This is a genomic window from Streptococcus sp. 2020WUSS089, from assembly GCF_044427405.1.
Classification (GTDB): Bacteria; Bacillota; Bacilli; order Lactobacillales; family Streptococcaceae; genus Streptococcus; species Streptococcus hashimotonensis.
Window position 1 is genome coordinate 165,026 of record NZ_JAOTGD010000003.1, and the last position, 16,787, is coordinate 181,812.

16 protein-coding genes are annotated in these 16,787 nt (G+C 42.0%); 10 read left to right on the forward strand and 6 right to left on the reverse strand.

The annotated features are described in order from the left end of the window. Positions 1-2: 2 nt before the first annotated feature. The 3 genes from gtfB to ODU46_RS04395 all read left to right on the forward strand — a co-directional run bounded on the left by gtfB (position 3) and on the right by ODU46_RS04395 (position 1,963). Positions 3-1,316 (forward strand): accessory Sec system glycosylation chaperone GtfB, encoded by a 1,314-nt coding sequence (gtfB, locus tag ODU46_RS04385; protein WP_398579297.1) that lies wholly within the window; start codon positions 3-5, stop codon positions 1,314-1,316. 9 nt (positions 1,317-1,325) lie between these two features. After that, positions 1,326-1,493, forward strand: coding sequence for a hypothetical protein (locus ODU46_RS04390; protein ID WP_153308745.1), 168 nt, complete (start codon positions 1,326-1,328; stop codon positions 1,491-1,493). A gap of 128 nt (positions 1,494-1,621) precedes the next feature. Beyond that, positions 1,622-1,963 carry a metal-sulfur cluster assembly factor gene (locus ODU46_RS04395; RefSeq protein WP_029171035.1) on the forward strand — a complete coding sequence of 114 codons (342 nt, stop codon included), beginning with the start codon at positions 1,622-1,624 and terminating at the stop codon, positions 1,961-1,963. A 394-nt stretch (positions 1,964-2,357) separates the two neighbouring features. On the opposite strand, the gene ODU46_RS04400 is transcribed toward ODU46_RS04395, so the two are convergent. The 4 genes from ODU46_RS04400 to ODU46_RS04415 all read right to left on the reverse strand — a co-directional run bounded on the left by ODU46_RS04400 (position 2,358) and on the right by ODU46_RS04415 (position 7,040). Continuing rightward, the gene (locus ODU46_RS04400; RefSeq protein ID WP_205028439.1) at positions 2,358-2,744 is read right to left on the reverse strand and encodes a DUF6176 family protein; all 387 of its coding nucleotides are present in this window, start codon (positions 2,742-2,744) and stop codon (positions 2,358-2,360) included. Between the two features lie 50 nt (positions 2,745-2,794). Then, positions 2,795-4,510 (reverse strand): dihydroxy-acid dehydratase, encoded by a 1,716-nt coding sequence (gene ilvD, locus ODU46_RS04405; RefSeq protein ID WP_398579298.1) that lies wholly within the window; start codon positions 4,508-4,510, stop codon positions 2,795-2,797. Between the two features lie 552 nt (positions 4,511-5,062). Next, entirely contained in the window at positions 5,063-6,001 is a 939-nt protein-coding gene (locus tag ODU46_RS04410; protein ID WP_398579299.1) for a phosphodiester glycosidase family protein, read from the reverse strand. Next, positions 5,988-7,040, reverse strand: a complete 1,053-nt coding sequence (locus tag ODU46_RS04415; protein ID WP_398579300.1) for a glycosyltransferase — start codon at positions 7,038-7,040, stop codon at positions 5,988-5,990. Before ODU46_RS04415 ends, ODU46_RS04410 begins: the two co-directional genes overlap by 14 nt. A gap of 225 nt (positions 7,041-7,265) precedes the next feature. Here ODU46_RS04415 and ODU46_RS04420 point away from each other — a divergent pair, with 225 nt between their 5' ends. The 6 genes from ODU46_RS04420 to ODU46_RS04445 all read left to right on the forward strand — a co-directional run bounded on the left by ODU46_RS04420 (position 7,266) and on the right by ODU46_RS04445 (position 13,352). Continuing rightward, entirely contained in the window at positions 7,266-8,969 is a 1,704-nt protein-coding gene (locus tag ODU46_RS04420) for an acetolactate synthase large subunit (RefSeq protein ID WP_105139558.1), read from the forward strand. After that, positions 8,962-9,438, forward strand: a complete 477-nt coding sequence (gene ilvN, locus ODU46_RS04425; RefSeq protein WP_024412902.1) for an acetolactate synthase small subunit — start codon at positions 8,962-8,964, stop codon at positions 9,436-9,438. The genes ODU46_RS04420 and ilvN overlap by 8 nt, the downstream gene beginning before the upstream one ends. 140 nt (positions 9,439-9,578) lie before the next feature. Then, on the forward strand, positions 9,579-10,601 hold the full coding sequence (ilvC, locus tag ODU46_RS04430) for a ketol-acid reductoisomerase (protein WP_002942259.1): 1,023 nt from the start codon (positions 9,579-9,581) through the stop codon (positions 10,599-10,601). Positions 10,602-10,894: 293 nt separating this feature from the next. Then, positions 10,895-12,145: a threonine ammonia-lyase IlvA gene (gene ilvA, locus ODU46_RS04435; protein WP_398579301.1), complete on the forward strand. Its 1,251-nt coding sequence runs from the start codon at positions 10,895-10,897 to the stop codon at positions 12,143-12,145. A 9-nt stretch (positions 12,146-12,154) separates the two neighbouring features. Next, a complete protein-coding gene (locus ODU46_RS04440; RefSeq protein WP_398579302.1) occupies positions 12,155-13,060 on the forward strand; it encodes an SPFH domain-containing protein in 906 nt (301 codons plus the stop codon). Between the two features lie 82 nt (positions 13,061-13,142). Further along, a complete protein-coding gene (locus tag ODU46_RS04445; protein ID WP_009910800.1) occupies positions 13,143-13,352 on the forward strand; it encodes a hypothetical protein in 210 nt (69 codons plus the stop codon). Positions 13,353-13,475: 123 nt separating this feature from the next. Here ODU46_RS04445 and ODU46_RS04450 read toward each other — a convergent pair whose 3' ends face one another. Further along, the gene (locus ODU46_RS04450; protein ID WP_012775335.1) at positions 13,476-14,219 is read right to left on the reverse strand and encodes an amino acid ABC transporter ATP-binding protein; all 744 of its coding nucleotides are present in this window, start codon (positions 14,217-14,219) and stop codon (positions 13,476-13,478) included. After that, positions 14,212-15,777, reverse strand: coding sequence for an ABC transporter substrate-binding protein/permease (locus ODU46_RS04455; RefSeq protein ID WP_024393418.1), 1,566 nt, complete (start codon positions 15,775-15,777; stop codon positions 14,212-14,214). Before ODU46_RS04455 ends, ODU46_RS04450 begins: the two co-directional genes overlap by 8 nt. A 126-nt stretch (positions 15,778-15,903) precedes the next feature. Here ODU46_RS04455 and ODU46_RS04460 point away from each other — a divergent pair, with 126 nt between their 5' ends. After that, positions 15,904-16,740, forward strand: a complete 837-nt coding sequence (locus ODU46_RS04460; RefSeq protein ID WP_014638628.1) for an undecaprenyl-diphosphate phosphatase — start codon at positions 15,904-15,906, stop codon at positions 16,738-16,740. Positions 16,741-16,787: the final 47 nt, after the last annotated feature.

Below are 16,787 nucleotides of genomic sequence, written 5' to 3' on the forward strand. Positions count from 1 at the left end.
CGATGATTTTATTATTTGATTATTTTCATACAGCTAGTCAAGATTTGTACTACTCCTTGAAGCAAGCAGGGCTTACAGGCTCTACTGTTGTCATCAACGATGATGGTTTTTTGCCAGAAGGTGTGACATCCGTTTATTCATACTATTGCCAGATGGAAGCCGGTCACGGAAAACCTCTTTATTTTAATCAGATAAAGGTGCCACCATTCTGGGAAATTACAGGCACTAACGGTGAGGGAGAAATCTGGGAATATAGCGAAAAACGTGCGAAAATTTTCTATGCAGAGCCCAAGCATTTACGATATGTGAAGAATGTTGATTGGATGGATAAGAATGAAAAAGTTCGTTTTACAGACCATTACAATCAATATGGCTGGCTCTATGCTCGGACCTATTTTACTGCAGAACAAAAGGCAACAACGCGTAGTTATTTTACTCGCGAAGGCTTGGAAGTCATTGTAGAAAACTTTATGACTGGCGATGTTATCCTAAATTGGCAAGGAAAGACTCATTTTTTTGAAAATCGTGTAGCATTTTTAAAACACTACTTTAAAGAGATGGGCTGGGACACTTCGCAAATTTGGTATAATTCCCTGTCGACTCCTTTTTTCCTATCTTACAATATGCCACAACCAGGACAGGATATTCTTTTCTGGCAGGAAACGATAGGAGATGACATTCCTGGTAATATGAAAATTTTACTGGCTAGTGCTACTCAACGCACCCAGACCGTCGTGGTTCAGGATAAGGCTACTTTTGACAAGATGCGGACGCTTCTGCCTGCAGAACAGGCTGAAAAGTTAGTATATCTTGGCTATATCTACCCTCAAAGACGTGAGAATCAGAACCGACAAGACATTTTTATTTTTACAAACTCGGATCAGATTGAGCAACTGGACTATTTGACGACTGCTCTGCCGAATTTCAAATTTCATATTGCTGCCTTGACTGAAATGTCACAGCGTTTGATGGCTTTTGATACCAGGGACAATGTTCAACTTTACCCAAATATTTCACAAAGGGCGCTTGAACGATTATATGATACCTGTGACATCTATTTGGACATCAATCATGGAAGTCAAGTAATGGAAGTGGTTCGGAAAGCCTTTGAGCAAAACATGTTGATTTTTGCTTTTGAAAATACTGTTCATAATGCTTCGTTAATTATTAAAGATCATATTGTACCACAGGCAGAACCACACAAATTAGTAGAACTACTGAATTCGAATGCTGGGCGACTGACTGACAAGGTCGTTGAACAGCGCACTCATACAAGTAATGAATTTGTAGAAAACTATGTAGCTATCTTAGGCTAGGGGAGGCTTTTGATGACAAAAAAAAATCAACTATTAGAAGATGAAATCACTCAACAAATTCAAGAAGCTCGTTACGTTGAACCAAAACCGGATAAGAAAAGACGAGGTCTTTTCTATAAAACCATCATTTTCTTAGTTACACTAGCCATTCTCTATTCTCTATTACGTCGATTCTAGAGAAGGCTAATCATTAAAAAGAGGTTTCGTTCAAACCTCTTTTTTGAATATTCAGAATTTGCAAATTTTTCTTGAAAATTGATAAAAAATATGAGAAAATGATACAAATTAGAAAGATGAGAAAGCTAATGAGAGAAGATATTCAGATTAATGAACGAGCCTTAACTGTATCAGAACAGTTGATAGAGGTTTTAGAATCCATTTACGATCCTGAAATTGAACTAGACATCTACAATTTGGGTTTGATTTATGAGATTCATTTAGATGAAGCTGGTTTTTGTAAGGTTATCATGACCTTTACAGATTCAGGTTGTTCTTGTGCGGATACTATGCCTGGTGAATTGGTTGCAGCCTTGAAAACGATTGATGGTATAAACGATGCACAGGTAGAGATTGTCTGGTCTCCTGCTTGGAAGATGACCCGCATCAGTCGTCTTGGACGCATTACGCTTGGTATCAGTCCGAAATAAAAAGAAAATGGGAGCTGGAAAGAACTTGACGATCAAAAGAGTTCCCCTCGCTTCCAAATATGTTGGTTCGGGCTAAAATAGTCCACTGGACTATTTCGCTCCCACCTCCGCATAGCTCCAAAGGTTCGGGGAATCTTTGGAGGCTGGAGATAGGGCGAACAGAGTTCGCTACAAAACTGTCTGGGAGACAGTTTGAGGTTGGAGATAAAGCGAACTCTGTTCGCAACAGTCGTAATGGTCGGATTTGGAGTGTAAAACACGAATTGCTGAGATTTGCTTTGCAAAATCTTATCTCCAACCTTTAACAGTCCAGTGGACTGTTAGAGCCAATCAACCACTGCGCTGAGATGTTGACACGAACTCTGAAAAGTGAGGCTGGACTTTCTGTCCAGCCTCACTTTTTAAATGTTTCATCGTATTGTCTATTTAGTTCTTCTATGGTTTCATAAACAGGCTTTGGAATCATGATAACTTGCGGATCCAAATCGACCATGCCATAGCTCGGGTCGATACATTCTTCCCAGTATTCTAAATGTTTTTTGTCGATATAGGATTCTGAATCTTTGACTTCAATCCCTCCTTCGGCTTGGACAGAGTACCAGTAGAGGTATTCGCGGTCGTCCAGTACTTCACGGAAGATGGTTTCGATATACATTTTCTCTCCTTCAAGAGTGAGGAGAGTGTCTTCCATGTGCTCGTTGAGAAAGGCCATCCATTCATCTACTTTGGCAGTTTTCCCTTCTTTGACTCGAAAGCGGGAGAGTTCGACGTTTAGTTTCATTTTTTCTCCTTTTGGAAAACCCTGCCACGAGGACAGGGTCGTTGAGTTCCTTATTTTTTCCCCGTACGTTCTGGTCTCCAGAAGTCGGTAACGGCTCCTTTTGAGGCAGAGGATACGGTGTGGGCGTATTTACCGAGAACACCACGAGAGTAGAGTGGTGGAATGACAGTGGTTTTCTTGCGTTCTTCGATTTCTTGGTCAGAAACGTGCATGGTGATTTCTTTGGTATCTTGGTCAACCGTCACCAAATCACCTGTACGGAGGTAGGCAATTGGTCCACCATCCTGAGCTTCAGGTGCGATGTGTCCGACAACCAGTCCATAGGTACCACCAGAGAAACGACCGTCTGTTAGAAGGGCTACCTTGTCACCTTGGCCTTTTCCGACAATCATAGAAGAAAGGGACAGCATTTCAGGCATACCAGGTCCACCTTTTGGTCCAACATAGCGGACAACGACTACATCGCCATCTACGATTTCGTCAGTCAAGACTGCTTCGATCGCTTCTTCTTCAGAATCAAAGACCTTGGCTGGACCTGTATGGTTGCGGACTTTCACACCAGAAACCTTGGCAACGGCACCTTCAGGAGCAAGGTTACCTTTGAGGATGATGAGTGGGCCATCTGCACGTTTTGGATTTTCAAGTGGCATGATGACATCTTGACCTGGAGTCAAGTCTGCAAAATTCTCTAGGTTTTCAGCAACGGTTTTACCTGTACATGTGATGCGGTCGCCATGAAGGAAGCCGTTTTTGAGCAAGTATTTCATAACCGCAGGGACACCGCCGACATTATAGAGGTCTTGGAAAACATATTTACCAGATGGTTTGAGGTCTGCCAAGTGAGGTACACGCTCTTGGAAATCGTTGAAATCTTCCAGTGTTAATTCAACATTAGCAGCATGGGCGATGGCTAGAAGATGGAGCGTAGCATTGGTTGAGCCGCCTAGAGCCATTGTGACTGTAATAGCATCTTCAAAGGCTTCACGCGTCATAATGTCAGATGGTTTGATGCCGAGTTCTAGCATGCGTACAACAGCACGACCAGCTTCTTCAATATCAGCCTTCTTCTCAGGAGATTCAGCAGGGTGAGAAGAAGAGCCAGGAATAGACATGCCCATTACCTCAATGGCAGTAGCCATGGTATTGGCAGTATACATACCACCACAACCACCAGGTCCAGGACAGGCATTACACTCAATCTGACGAACTTCTTCAGCAGTTAAGTCGCCATTGTTCCATTTTCCGATTCCTTCGAAGACAGAAACCAAGTCAATATCTTTACCATTGAGGTTTCCTGGAGCGATGGTTCCACCGTAGGCAAATACGGCAGGAATGTCCATATTGGCGATGGCAATCATGGAACCAGGCATGTTTTTATCACAGCCACCGATTGCGACAAAGGCATCCACGTTGTGTCCTCCCATAGCTGCCTCAATAGAATCTGCAATGATATCACGTGAAGTCAAGGAGAAGCGCATACCGGGAGTTCCCATGGCAATCCCGTCTGCAACGGTGATGGTACCGTATTGGACAGGCCAGGCACCTGCTTCCTTGACACCTTCTTTGGCTAATTTTCCAAAGTCATGAAGGTGGATGTTACAGGGTGTGTTTTCAGCCCATGTCGAAATAACCCCAACAATAGGCTTTTCAAAGCTATCATCGGTCATGCCTGTGGCACGCAACATAGCACGGTTGGGCGATTTGACCATCGAATCGTAAACAGAGCTGCGATGTCGAAAGTCTTTAAGTTTGTTTGTATCGATCATAATTTTCTTCTCCCTATCTTATTTTACCCATTATATCATAGATATGAAAGAAACGATAAAAGATTTGATAAATAATTGGAAATTTCCGAATTTTTCAACAATTCATTCCACAGTAAAAGGCACCTAAGAATGTTAAGTGCCATTACAATTTATTTGTAGATTAAGTGGTCGTTTTTCGACGATTGTTTTGCGGATGGATTGATAAAAAGACTGACTAAAGATAGAACTAGGAAGGCTGCGCCGATGTACCAATAAGGTTGATCTAAGGTAGTTGAACGTCCAGATAGGTTGATAATGCCTCGGAGAAGACACCCAGCTGTAATAGTTGCAACGCCAGAATTCCACAAATTATAAGAGAGACGTGAAAGGGTAGGTATAAGTTGCAGCAGACCGAGTAGCACAGCTCCGCCTATTAATGGTATACAGAACATATAATGCATAAAGACAGAGACTTCGCCATAGCTGAGACTTTCATAGATTCGACTGAAAATAAACAGGAAAGCTGTTATTGCTAAGTAGGAGATAAATGTTCTTGAAACTCTTGTAGTTGAATTAGTAACCGATGTAGACAATGTCACTCACCGCCCTTTCTGAGATAGTATTTCCATTTGTTGTTGGGTTGTTAATAACTTGACCGTTAAAATAAAGAGTAGATGAACCACCGCCATCAAGGTTGTAGGCAGTTTGAGCACCATATTGTTTCATAACTTCTGCCAATTGATAGAGAGAGAGTCCTTGGCTTTCAGACGTACGTCCATCTGCTACGACGATGATATAATGATTTTCATCGATAATCCCGATAGCAGAACGAGGGTTGGATGACATTGCACGTCCGACTTCTGTTGAAGTATCGACGACAATTTCGCCGTTTTCGACCAATGATGGACCAAATGCTAAGAGGTTGACGACACCCTTGTCAATCAATTCTTGGGCGGTAATCTCATTTTCATAAATGACCTCAAATGAGCCGTCTGCGTAGATGGCCAAGTCGCCATAAGCTGCATTGTCCCGAACAGTGTCTCGATACAGAACCCCATTCTTAATAACATAACCAGTTGAATTGGCTCCGTAGTAGTCACCATTAACCGCTAGAATGGCATTGTTTGCTGCCGCAGTTTCAGAAGTTTTAGCTGTTACGTTCGTGCCATAGGTATTTTGGGCTAGAGCTGTCTTTAAATACTCTGGAGAGCTGACTTGAATATCTGCGACGTAAACAGTTGTGTTGTTGGTAGTGATGGTCTCTAGGTTGATTTGGATATTGTCATCAGTGTAACTAGTATCCGTTGTAGAGACATTCGTTGCTGTTGTGGCAGTAGTGGAAGACGAAGCTGTAGTCGTATTTTGCTCGCTCGTAGAAGTAGCATTGCTTGCAGCAACCGTTGTGATAGCCTCGGAAAGCACGAAGGTTTTTAACATGGAGTAAGTAAAACCTCCTGTCAAAAGCATTCCGAAGATGGATGCGTAGGCAAAGGGGTTTTTAAGCAATTTCATGGGAAAATGATTTCCTTTCTTTAAAAATAATATTCTTTTGAACAAACCAAGAGGCTAGGAAAAGGAAGATACCAACTGCAAGTTTGACAATGTAGAGGTTGAGTCCTAGAATTTGGTGGAAGAGATAGAGGAGGGCTGTATCGCAAAGGAAGAGGACAAAGGCTAGTGTAAAGTAGCCTGCGCCTGTTCGTGCGATGCTCTCTTCATTGTTAAAGACTAATTTCTTATTAAGTGCAAAATTGCAGGTAGCGCTACAAATGCGAGCAATCGTGTTTGCGACCAATAAGCGTACAGCAGTTGGTAAGCTAGTGAGTAGCAATAAGGCAAGTGCATATACTCCGTAGTCAACTAGAAATCCACCAAAAGATGTCAGGGCAAATTTGAAGAGATTTTTGTAAACGAGCAGCCCATCTTTTATGGGACGAAAATGCGAACTGGCATTATCATCGATATAAATAGTTTGAATTGGAACTTCCGTAATTTTATAGCGTTGACTTGCCTGAGTTAACATGTTCATCTCGTACTCATAGCGGTCGCCTTCAATATCTAACATGAATGGAATTAAGTCAGTATGGAATCCACGCAAGCCTGTTTGTGTATCGGACACATTGACACCAGTTTGCAGTCTAAACAATACTCTGGTTAGTTTGTTACCAAATCGGCTACGGAGCGGGATGTCCTTAGTAAATTGACGGACGCCAAGGATGAGGCGGCTTGGTAGATTCATGGCGGCGCGTGCGACACGGTCAATATCATTTACAGCGTGTTGACCATCTGCGTCAGCAGTTACGATAACACCTGGTTTTCTCAAATCTTGGATGAAACTAAAGGCTGTTCGCAAGGCTTGGCCTTTTCCTTTATTGACATCATGGTGTAGAACAATCGCATAGGTTTTGGCGATTTCAAGAATATTTTTGGATGCGCCAGTACTACCATCATCTACAACGATGACCTGACAATTTAGCCTGTTTTTCATTATTTCTAATAGTTGGATTAATTTTTCATCTGGCTGGTAAGCCGGTATCACTACATAATACATATCCTAAACCTCATTTATTTTTCTTGTTAGGACTACTATACTGAAGTTTTCTAAAAGCAAGCTGAAACCAAGCCGGTCAAGGGATTTGCTTAAGTTTTGCTTAAGAAAATGTTAGGAAATAGTTAAGAAAACGAACAAATGTAGGAATTTTCAGAAAATTCCTTGACATTCTACTTCCTTGTGATATTATAGTAGATAACAAATTTGCAGAGAGGAGGAATATTCGTGCAAGAAATTCAACTAGACCAACCGCGTTCGGGGTCCTATCTCATTTTAGACACCCTGCATCAACTAGGAGTAGACCTTGTTTTTGGTTATCCTGGTGGGGCAGTTTTGCCTCTATATGATGCTATCTATCAATATGAGGGAATCCAGCATATTTTGGCTCGTCATGAACAAGGAGCGGTCCACGAGGCCGAAGGATACGCTAAATCATCAGGAAAGGTGGGCGTAGCCATTGTAACCTCTGGGCCAGGAGCTACCAATGCCATTACTGGAATTGCGGACGCAATGGGTGATAGTGTTCCTCTTTTAGTTTTTACTGGTCAAGTCGCAACACGTGGTATCGGTAAAGATGCTTTTCAGGAAGCAGATGTCTTGGGGATGACAATGCCGATTACCAAGTACAATTACCAAATTCGGGATACGGCAGATATTCCTAGAGTCATTACAGAAGCTCTCCATATTGCAACAACGGGGAGACCGGGTCCCGTTGTTATTGATGTTCCAAAAGACATCCAAGAAAGAGTTGTTGATTTTTATCATGACCCAACTCTACACCTACCAAGTTATCAGCCAACGATTGAACCAAATGGTTTGCAGGTTAAGAAAATTTTGAAACAGCTTAGCCAAGCTCAAAAACCAGTTATATTGGCTGGTGGTGGTGTCAATTATGCAGATGCCAATAAAGAATTAGTTGCCTTTGCAGAGCGCTACCGTATTCCAGTAGTTTCAACCCTCCTTGGATTAGGTGCAATGCCCATTGAGCATGAATTATCCTTGGCTATGGGGGGGATGCACGGTTCATACGCTGCCAATATGGCTATGGATCAGGCTGATTACATTATCAATATTGGAGCGCGATTCGATGACCGCCTAACAGGAAATCCAACAACCTATGCGCCAAATGCGACGGTAGCACATATTGATATTGATCCCGCAGAAATTGGTAAAGTTGTCAAAACGGCTATTCCAGTAGTGGGCGATGCTAAGGCAACCTTGAAAGCTCTACTTGCTTTAGAAACAGTCGAAACAGGCTATGCTGATTGGACGGCACAAGTATTGGAAAACAAACGTCGGGCGCCATTTTGGTATGATGAAGATGAAAAGGTTATTAAGCCACAGGCGGCAATTGAATTAATTGGTCAGTTGACGCAAGGGGAGGCCATTGTCGTGACAGATGTTGGTCAGCATCAAATGTGGGCTGCCCAATTCTACCCCTACAAACATGCACGTCAACTTGTAACATCTGGTGGCATGGGGACCATGGGCTTTGGTATTCCTGCAGCTATCGGCGCCAAATTAGCCAATCCAGATAAAGAAGTAATCATCTTTGTTGGTGATGGTGGCTTCCAAATGACCAACCAAGAATTGGCTATTTTGAATGGCTATGGTGTACCGATTAAGGTTGTATTGATCAATAACCACTCTCTTGGAATGGTTCGTCAATGGCAGGAATCCTTCTATGAAAAGCGTCGTAGCCAATCTGTATTTGACGATGAACCGAATTTCCAATTGTTGGCAGAAGCTTATGGCATTAGTCATTATAGTTTTGACAATCCAGCGACTCTAAGTGAAGACATGAAAGTTATCTTAGAAGATAAACCAATGCTCATAGAAGTTCATATTTCTAATCGTGAACATGTTCAACCGATGGTGCCAGCAGGTAAGAGCAATGCAGAAATGTTGGGGGTGAAGTTCAATGCGTAGAATGTTAACAGCTAAATTACGAAATTCATCAGGCGTCCTTAACCGCTTTACGGGTATTCTATCTCGTCGCCAAATCAATATTGAGTCCATCTCCGTCGGCCCAACAGAAGTAGATGGCATCTCACGTGTGACGGTAATTGTAGACGTGGCCAGTCACGATGAGGTCGAACAAATCATCAAGCAGCTGAACCGCTTGATTGATGTGGTTCGAGTACGTGACTTAACGGACATACCCCACTTAGAGCGTGAGGTGATTCTTGTCAAAATTTCAGCTCCGCCAACAAAACGAGCAGAAATTTTAGCGATTATCCAACCCTTTAGAGCAAATGTTGTCGATGTGGCACCTCACTCCATTACCATCCAAATGACAGGTGATGGAGATAAGATTGACGCCCTCCTGCGTGTGATTCAGCCTTATGGCATCAAGAATATCGCAAGAACGGGTGCGACTGGCTTTAGTAGAGACTAATCCTTTTCGATAATAAGACCTATCCTGCGTTGATTTGGCTTGATGGAGGTTAGTTCTATCTTCGCCTACATCGCCTAGTCTAGCCTTCGTTTTCTTTGAACATCCAACCTTATAATTAAAAAAATAGAAAAGAGAATCTTATGACAGTAACAATGCAATATGAAAAAGATGTAACAGTAGCAGCACTTGACGGTAAACGTATCGCCGTTATCGGTTATGGTTCACAAGGTCATGCCCATGCTCAAAACTTGCGTGATACAGGGCACGATGTCATCATCGGTGTGCGTGCAGGTAAGTCATTTGACAAGGCAAAAGAAGACGGTTTTGAAACTTTTGAAGTAGCAGAAGCAGCAAAACAAGCAGATGTCATCATGATCTTGGCTCCAGACGAAATCCAAGCAGACCTTTACAATGACGAAATCGCTCCAAACTTGGAAGCGGGCAATGCCCTTGGTTTTGCCCATGGTTTCAACGTTCACTTTGAATTTATCAAGGTACCAGCAGATGTGGATGTCTTCATGTGTGCACCAAAAGGTCCAGGTCACTTGGTACGCCGTACCTTTGAAGAAGGTTTTGGAGTACCAGCCCTCTATGCTGTTTACCAAGATGCAACTGGCAATGCAAAACATATTGCGATGGACTGGGCAAAAGGTGTTGGTTCAGCCCGTGTTGGTCTTTTGGAAACAACTTTCAAGGAAGAAACGGAAGAAGACTTGTTTGGTGAGCAAGCTGTTCTCTGCGGTGGTTTGACAGCCCTTATGCAGGCAGGTTTTGAAGTCTTGACAGAAGCAGGTTATGCACCAGAATTGGCTTATTTCGAAGTTCTCCACGAGATGAAACTTATCGTTGACCTTGTCTACGAAGGTGGCTTTAAGAAAATGCGCCAATCTATCTCAAACACTGCTGAATTCGGTGACTATGTATCAGGCCCACGTGTCATTACAGACCAAGTCAAAGAAAACATGAAGGCAGTCCTTGCAGATATTCAATCTGGTAAATTTGCAAATGACTTTGTAAATGACTATAAAGCAGGTCGTCCACGTATGGAAGCTTATCGTAAAGAAGCAGAGAATCTTGAAATCGAAAAAGTAGGTGCAGAACTCCGCAAAGCAATGCCATTTGTCGGACGCAATGATGACGACGCATTCAAAATCTATAATTAAACACTATCAAGGTAGATAGGGTGATAGTCAGCTTTACTTTGAGTGATGGCAATACATTTAAGGTTTGAGTTGGCAGATGAGGGGATGTCATTCCCTTTTTCCCTATCTCCGAAAATGAATAAAAGAGCTGGTTTTCCCAGCTCTTTTGCCCATTTTGTTCATAAATAGATTTTTATAAAATTAAACATTCGTTTTCTGTTGAACAACATGCTAGTAGCTTGAATATAAGTCTAATTGCTAGGATTTTTCAGGGAATATTGATACAATAAATATAGAAAGAAATTAATGGAACTATGATTACAGCAAAAAATGTAGAACAAGCATACTCCGTTCTTAAGCGCGTGGTAGTACGTACCCCCTTGGATTATAGTCGATACTTGTCGGAAAAATATGGTGCAACTATTTATTTAAAAAGAGAAAATGAACAGCGTGTTCGATCTTTTAAAATTCGAGGAGCCTATTATGCTATTTCACAATTGACAGATGATGAGAAGTCACGCGGAGTGGTCTGTGCTTCGGCCGGGAACCATGCTCAAGGTGTGGCCTACACCTGTCAGGAAATGCAAATTCCTGCTACGATTTTCATGCCCATTACAACTCCGCAACAAAAAATAGGGCAGGTTAAATTTTTCGGAGGAGACTACGTAGAGATTCGGCTCGTAGGAGATACCTTCGATGAGTCAGCCAAGGCGGCACAAGATTATACTCAGGAAAGTGGGAAAACCTTTATAGACCCATTCGATGATGAAAATGTGCAGGCTGGTCAGGGAACAGTAGCCTATGAAATCTTGGAAGAAGCGGAAGAGCAAACCATTAGTTTTGACCAAATTTTAGTTCCCATAGGAGGAGGTGGTCTGGTTGCAGGCGTTTCGGCCTATCTGAAAGAACATGCACCTGAAATTAAGATTGTTGGTGTTGAAGCAAGTGGGGCACGGTCAATGAAAGCGGCTTTTGATAAAGGTCGTCCGGTTAAATTAGACCAAATTGATAAATTTGCTGACGGTATTGCGGTACAGAAAGTTGGTAAGTCGACCTACGAAGTGGCTCGGAAATACGTAGATCGCCTGATTGGTGTGGATGAGGGATGGATTTCTGGGACTATTTTAGACCTCTATTCTAAGCTGGGTATTGTTGCTGAGCCAGCAGGAGCAGCAACGATTGCAGCTCTTGAGGTAGTCAAGGACCAAATCAAGGGGCAAACCATTTGTTGTATCATTTCTGGTGGTAATAACGACATCAACAGGATGCCGGAAATGGAGGAACGTGCGCTTATCTACGAGGGAATTAAACACTACTTTGTTGTTAATTTTCCACAACGTCCAGGGGCTCTTCGTGAATTTGTAAATGATATTCTAGGGCCAAATGATGATATTACTCGTTTTGAATATATCAAACGTGCCAATAAGGGAACAGGGCCGGTTCTAATCGGTATTGCCCTAGGAGATAAAACAGATTATATACAGTTTATTTCTCGCTTGGAAGAGTTTGATCCCCAGTACATCAATCTTCATGAAAATGATTCGCTTTATAAAATGCTAGTTTAGGAGGTCATTATGGTGCTTGGTCCAATTGTTTTTATTGGTAGTTTCTTGTTCTTTGTACTGATTGCTTTGATTTTGATTGCTTCAGGGCTATACGTTGTCAAGCAGCAGACGGTCGCTATTATTGAGCGCTTTGGGAAATACCAAAAAACATCTACTTCAGGTATTAACTTTAAAATACCATTTGGAGTTGATGTCATCGCAGCCCGCATTCAATTGCGGATGTTGCAGAGTGAAATTGTGGTAGAAACTAAGACGCAGGATAATGTTTTTGTCACAATGAATGTGGCAACTCAATATCGAGTAAATGAAAATAATGTGACGGATGCCTATTACAAGCTCATGCACCCAGAAGCACAGATTAAGTCCTATATTGAAGATGCCCTGCGTTCATCTGTACCTAAATTGACCCTGGATGAGCTCTTCGAGAAAAAGGATGAGATTGCACTTGAGGTACAAAAACAAGTAGCAGAAGAAATGTCAACCTACGGTTATGTTATTGTCAAAACCTTAATTACCAAGGTAGAGCCAGACGCCGAGGTTAAGCAATCTATGAATGAAATTAACGCAGCTCAGCGGAAACGGGTTGCGGCCCAGGAATTGGCAGAAGCTGACACGATTAAAATTGTCACAGCAGCAGAAGCAGAGGCTGAAAAAGACCGTCTACATGGTGTGGGGATTGCCCAACAAAGGAAGGCAATTGTAGATGGCTTGGCAGATTCGATTCGTGAACTGAAAGAATCAAATGTTAGCCTATCTGAAGAGCAGATTATGTCTATCTTGCTGACCAACCAATACTTGGATACTCTCAATAATTTTGCACAAGGAGGTAATCAAACCATTTTCCTTCCTGCGAATCCGGAAGGAGTAGAAGATATCAGAACACAACTATTATCGTCTCTTAAAGTAAAATCATAGTAAAAACCGAACAATTTGCTTGACAAAATAGGTTTATCTGTATTATACTTAATTGCACGAATAAAAAAGAAAGGGGTTTCTAATGACTAGTTACGAAAAAGTAGCCGCTGTTGTCGGCTGGGTTCGTGAAAAGAAAATCACAGGTTACCGTATCAGTAAGGAAACAAATGCTCGTGAAATGTCAGTTATCGCTCTTGCACAAGGTCGCGCTAAGATTGACAATATTTCATTTGCAACTGCCTTGGGTTTGATTGATTTTTACGACAAAAACCACAAGAAATTTGAAAACTAATCTAAATGGTTTCGTTTAGAGATGTCCAAAAAGAGGAATTTTGCGATTCCTCTTTTTTTAGTCTAAAAAAACTTACCAGCTTTGAAACTGGTAAGTAATAGTCTTCTATGGAACAGATTGAGTTTATCCAAGAAAACGCTGAAGGAATTCACGTGTGCGTTCTTCCTGGGGATTTTCAAAGATTTGTTGAGGGCTGCCTTCTTCGGCGATGACACCCTTATCCATAAAGATAACGCGGTCAGATACGTCACGGGCAAATTCCATTTCGTGAGTTACGATAAGCATCGTCAATCCTGATTTTGCCAAATCTTGCATGGTTTTGAGAACTTCCCCGACCATCTCTGGATCGAGAGCAGAAGTCGGCTCATCAAAGAGGATAACTTCTGGGTCAACAGATAGGGCGCGTGCAATGGCCACACGTTGTTTCTGTCCACCAGAGAGTTGGCTTGGTTTGGCTTGCCAGTACTGTTCGGTCATGCCAACCTTATTGAGGTTTTCCTTGGCGATTTTCTCTGCCTCAGCTCGATCTCGTTTCAGTACCGTAGTTTGTGCTACAATGGCATTTTCCAATACATTTAGATTGTTGAAAAGGTTGAAGGATTGGAATACCATACCTAGTTTTTCACGGTAAGTCGTCAAATCATATCCTTTAGCCAAAACATCTTGTCCGTGGTATAGAATCTGTCCTTCTGTTGGTGTTTCCAAAAGGTTGATAGAACGGAGGAAGGTTGATTTTCCCGAACCAGATGAACCGATGATTGAGATAACCTCGCCCTTTTCAACGCTAATAGAGATGTCTTTGAGGACTTGATTTTGTCCGTATGATTTCTTTAGATTTTTGATTTCAAGAATTACATTTTTAGTCATGTGGCACCTCGACTTGCATTTGGTTTGCACCTGTTGTGTATGTATCTGTATCAAAATGCTTTTCAACTGCGCGTAAGATACGTGTCACAGTAAAGGTTAGAATGAAGTAGATAATAGCAATAACCGTGAAGGTTTGGAAATATTGATAGGTTTGAGTTGCGACAGTATTTCCTGAGAAATAGAGTTCAACAACTGAGATAACGTTCAATACAGAAGTATCTTTGATATTGATGACAAATTCATTACCAGTCGCTGGTAAGATGTTACGAATAACCTGTGGAAGGACAATCTTACGCATGGTCTGATTATGGGTAAATCCGAGAGCAGTAGCAGCTTCAAATTGGCCCTTATCGACGGCAAAGATACCACCGCGGACAATCTCGCTCATGTAGGCACCTGTGTTGATGGATACAATGAAGATAGCGGCAAGTGTGCGGTCAAGATTGAGTCCGAATGCTTGGGCGGTACCATAGTAAATAACCATGGATTGTACAATCATCGGCGTACCACGGAAAATTTCGATGTAGATATTGATAATCCAACCGAGCACTTTTTGACCAATAGCAAGCGCCTTGTTTGCTGCTTTTGGAGCTGTACGGAAGACACCGATGAGGAGACCGATAGCAGTACCGATAATTGTACCGAGGATGGAAATGAGTAATGTCATCCCAGTTCCGCGCAGAAGTTGTTGCCAGTTGTTAACAACAATATTCCAAACTTGGGCGAAGAAACTAGGTGTTTCGCCCTCGCTGGCTTCTTCAACGGGTTGGTTTTCAATCATATCATCCATAAGTGCGATTTGCTCTTCTTCTGAAATAGTTGCTAAGACTTCGTTGACCTGAGTGATACGAGCGTCATCTTTGCGCATACCGACAGCAATGGTCACGTCTTCGGCATTGGTTTCAAAACTGTCTGCCAATTCAACCATTTTGAAAGCTTTATTTGCAGCTTCTGCTGTACGACCTTCTGGACGTTCAGAAACATAGGCGTCTATAATGCCAGATTCTAAAGCTTGACGGATTTGGGAGAAATCTCCCATGGCAGTCTGTTTGTTAGCCCCTTCAATTTGGTCAATCAAATCATAGAGGTAAACCCCTTGCTGGGCAGTGATTTTTGCGCCAGCAAAATCTGCCAAGCTGGTTGCGTTTGCGTACTGACTATCAGAACGAACAACCAGGGTAGGAATTGAAGTGTAGTAGCTATCTGAGAAGGCGATTTCTTTCTTGCGCTCTTCTGTCGGGCTCATACCGGCGATAATCATATCGATTTTACCAGATGTAAGAGCAGGGACCAACCCTTCCCACTTGGTTTTAACAACCAAGAGTTCTTTGTCCATGGATGCAGCGATTTTTTTTGCAACCTGAACATCATATCCGTTGGCAAATTGATTGGTTCCCTCAATAGGAACGGCACCGTTGCTATCATCTTCTTGGGTCCAGTTAAATGGTGCGTAGGCGGCTTCCATACCGACCCGCAGGTATTCGTCTGCCCGAACCCCTGTTGTTACAGAAAAAACAGCGATTAGGGTCAGCAGAAATATACTGAGTTTACGTTTCATAATGTCTCCTTTAAAATGCTATTACACCATTTTATTAAAAATTCTGACAAATTTCAATATCCTTGTACTATGAATAGGGAGTTTTTTTATGATATAATGTAGAGAATTGATGAAAAGGAGCTTTTTATGCTATTGGAATTGTTGAAGGCTATATTTTTAGGAATCATTGAAGGGGTAACGGAGTGGTTGCCAGTTTCTTCAACTGGGCATTTAATTTTGGTTCAAGAGTTCGTGAAATTAAACCAAAGTAAGAACTTTCTAGAAATGTTTAATATTGTCATTCAGCTAGGAGCAATTCTAGCAGTTATGACTATTTACTTTAAAAAATTGAATCCATTTCAGCCTGGAAAAACCAAGCGTGATATTCAATTGACTTGGCAATTATGGGCCAAGGTTGTCATTGCCTGTATTCCGTCCATCCTAATTGCAGTCCCGTTGGATAATTGGTTTGAAGCGCACTTCAATTTTATGGTACCGATTGCGATTGCTTTGATTGTCTACGGTATTGCCTTTATTTGGATTGAGAACCGTAACAGAGGTGTAGAGCCACAGGTGACGGACTTAGCGAAAATGTCTTATAAAACTGCCTTGTTGATTGGGTGTTTCCAGGTCTTAAGTATCGTTCCGGGGACTAGTCGCTCAGGTGCGACCATTCTGGGAGCAATCATTTTGGGGACCAGCCGATCTGTGGCGGCAGATTTTACCTTCTTCCTTGGGATTCCAACCATGTTTGGTTATAGTGGCTTGAAGGCTGTTAAATATTTCTTAGATGGCAATAGCCTGAATATGGAGCAGGTATGGCTCTTGTTAGTCGCTAGTGTGACGGCTTACTTGGTATCCTTAGTTGTTATTCGTTTCTTGACAGACTTTGTTAAAAAACATGATTTCACAGTTTTTGGTTACTACCGTATCATTTTGGGGGCGATTTTATTGGTTTATGCCTTTATCACATTTTTATTTTAAGAGCAGGGAGACCTGCTTTTCTTTTGTCTTTCGAGCTTGGTTTTAGT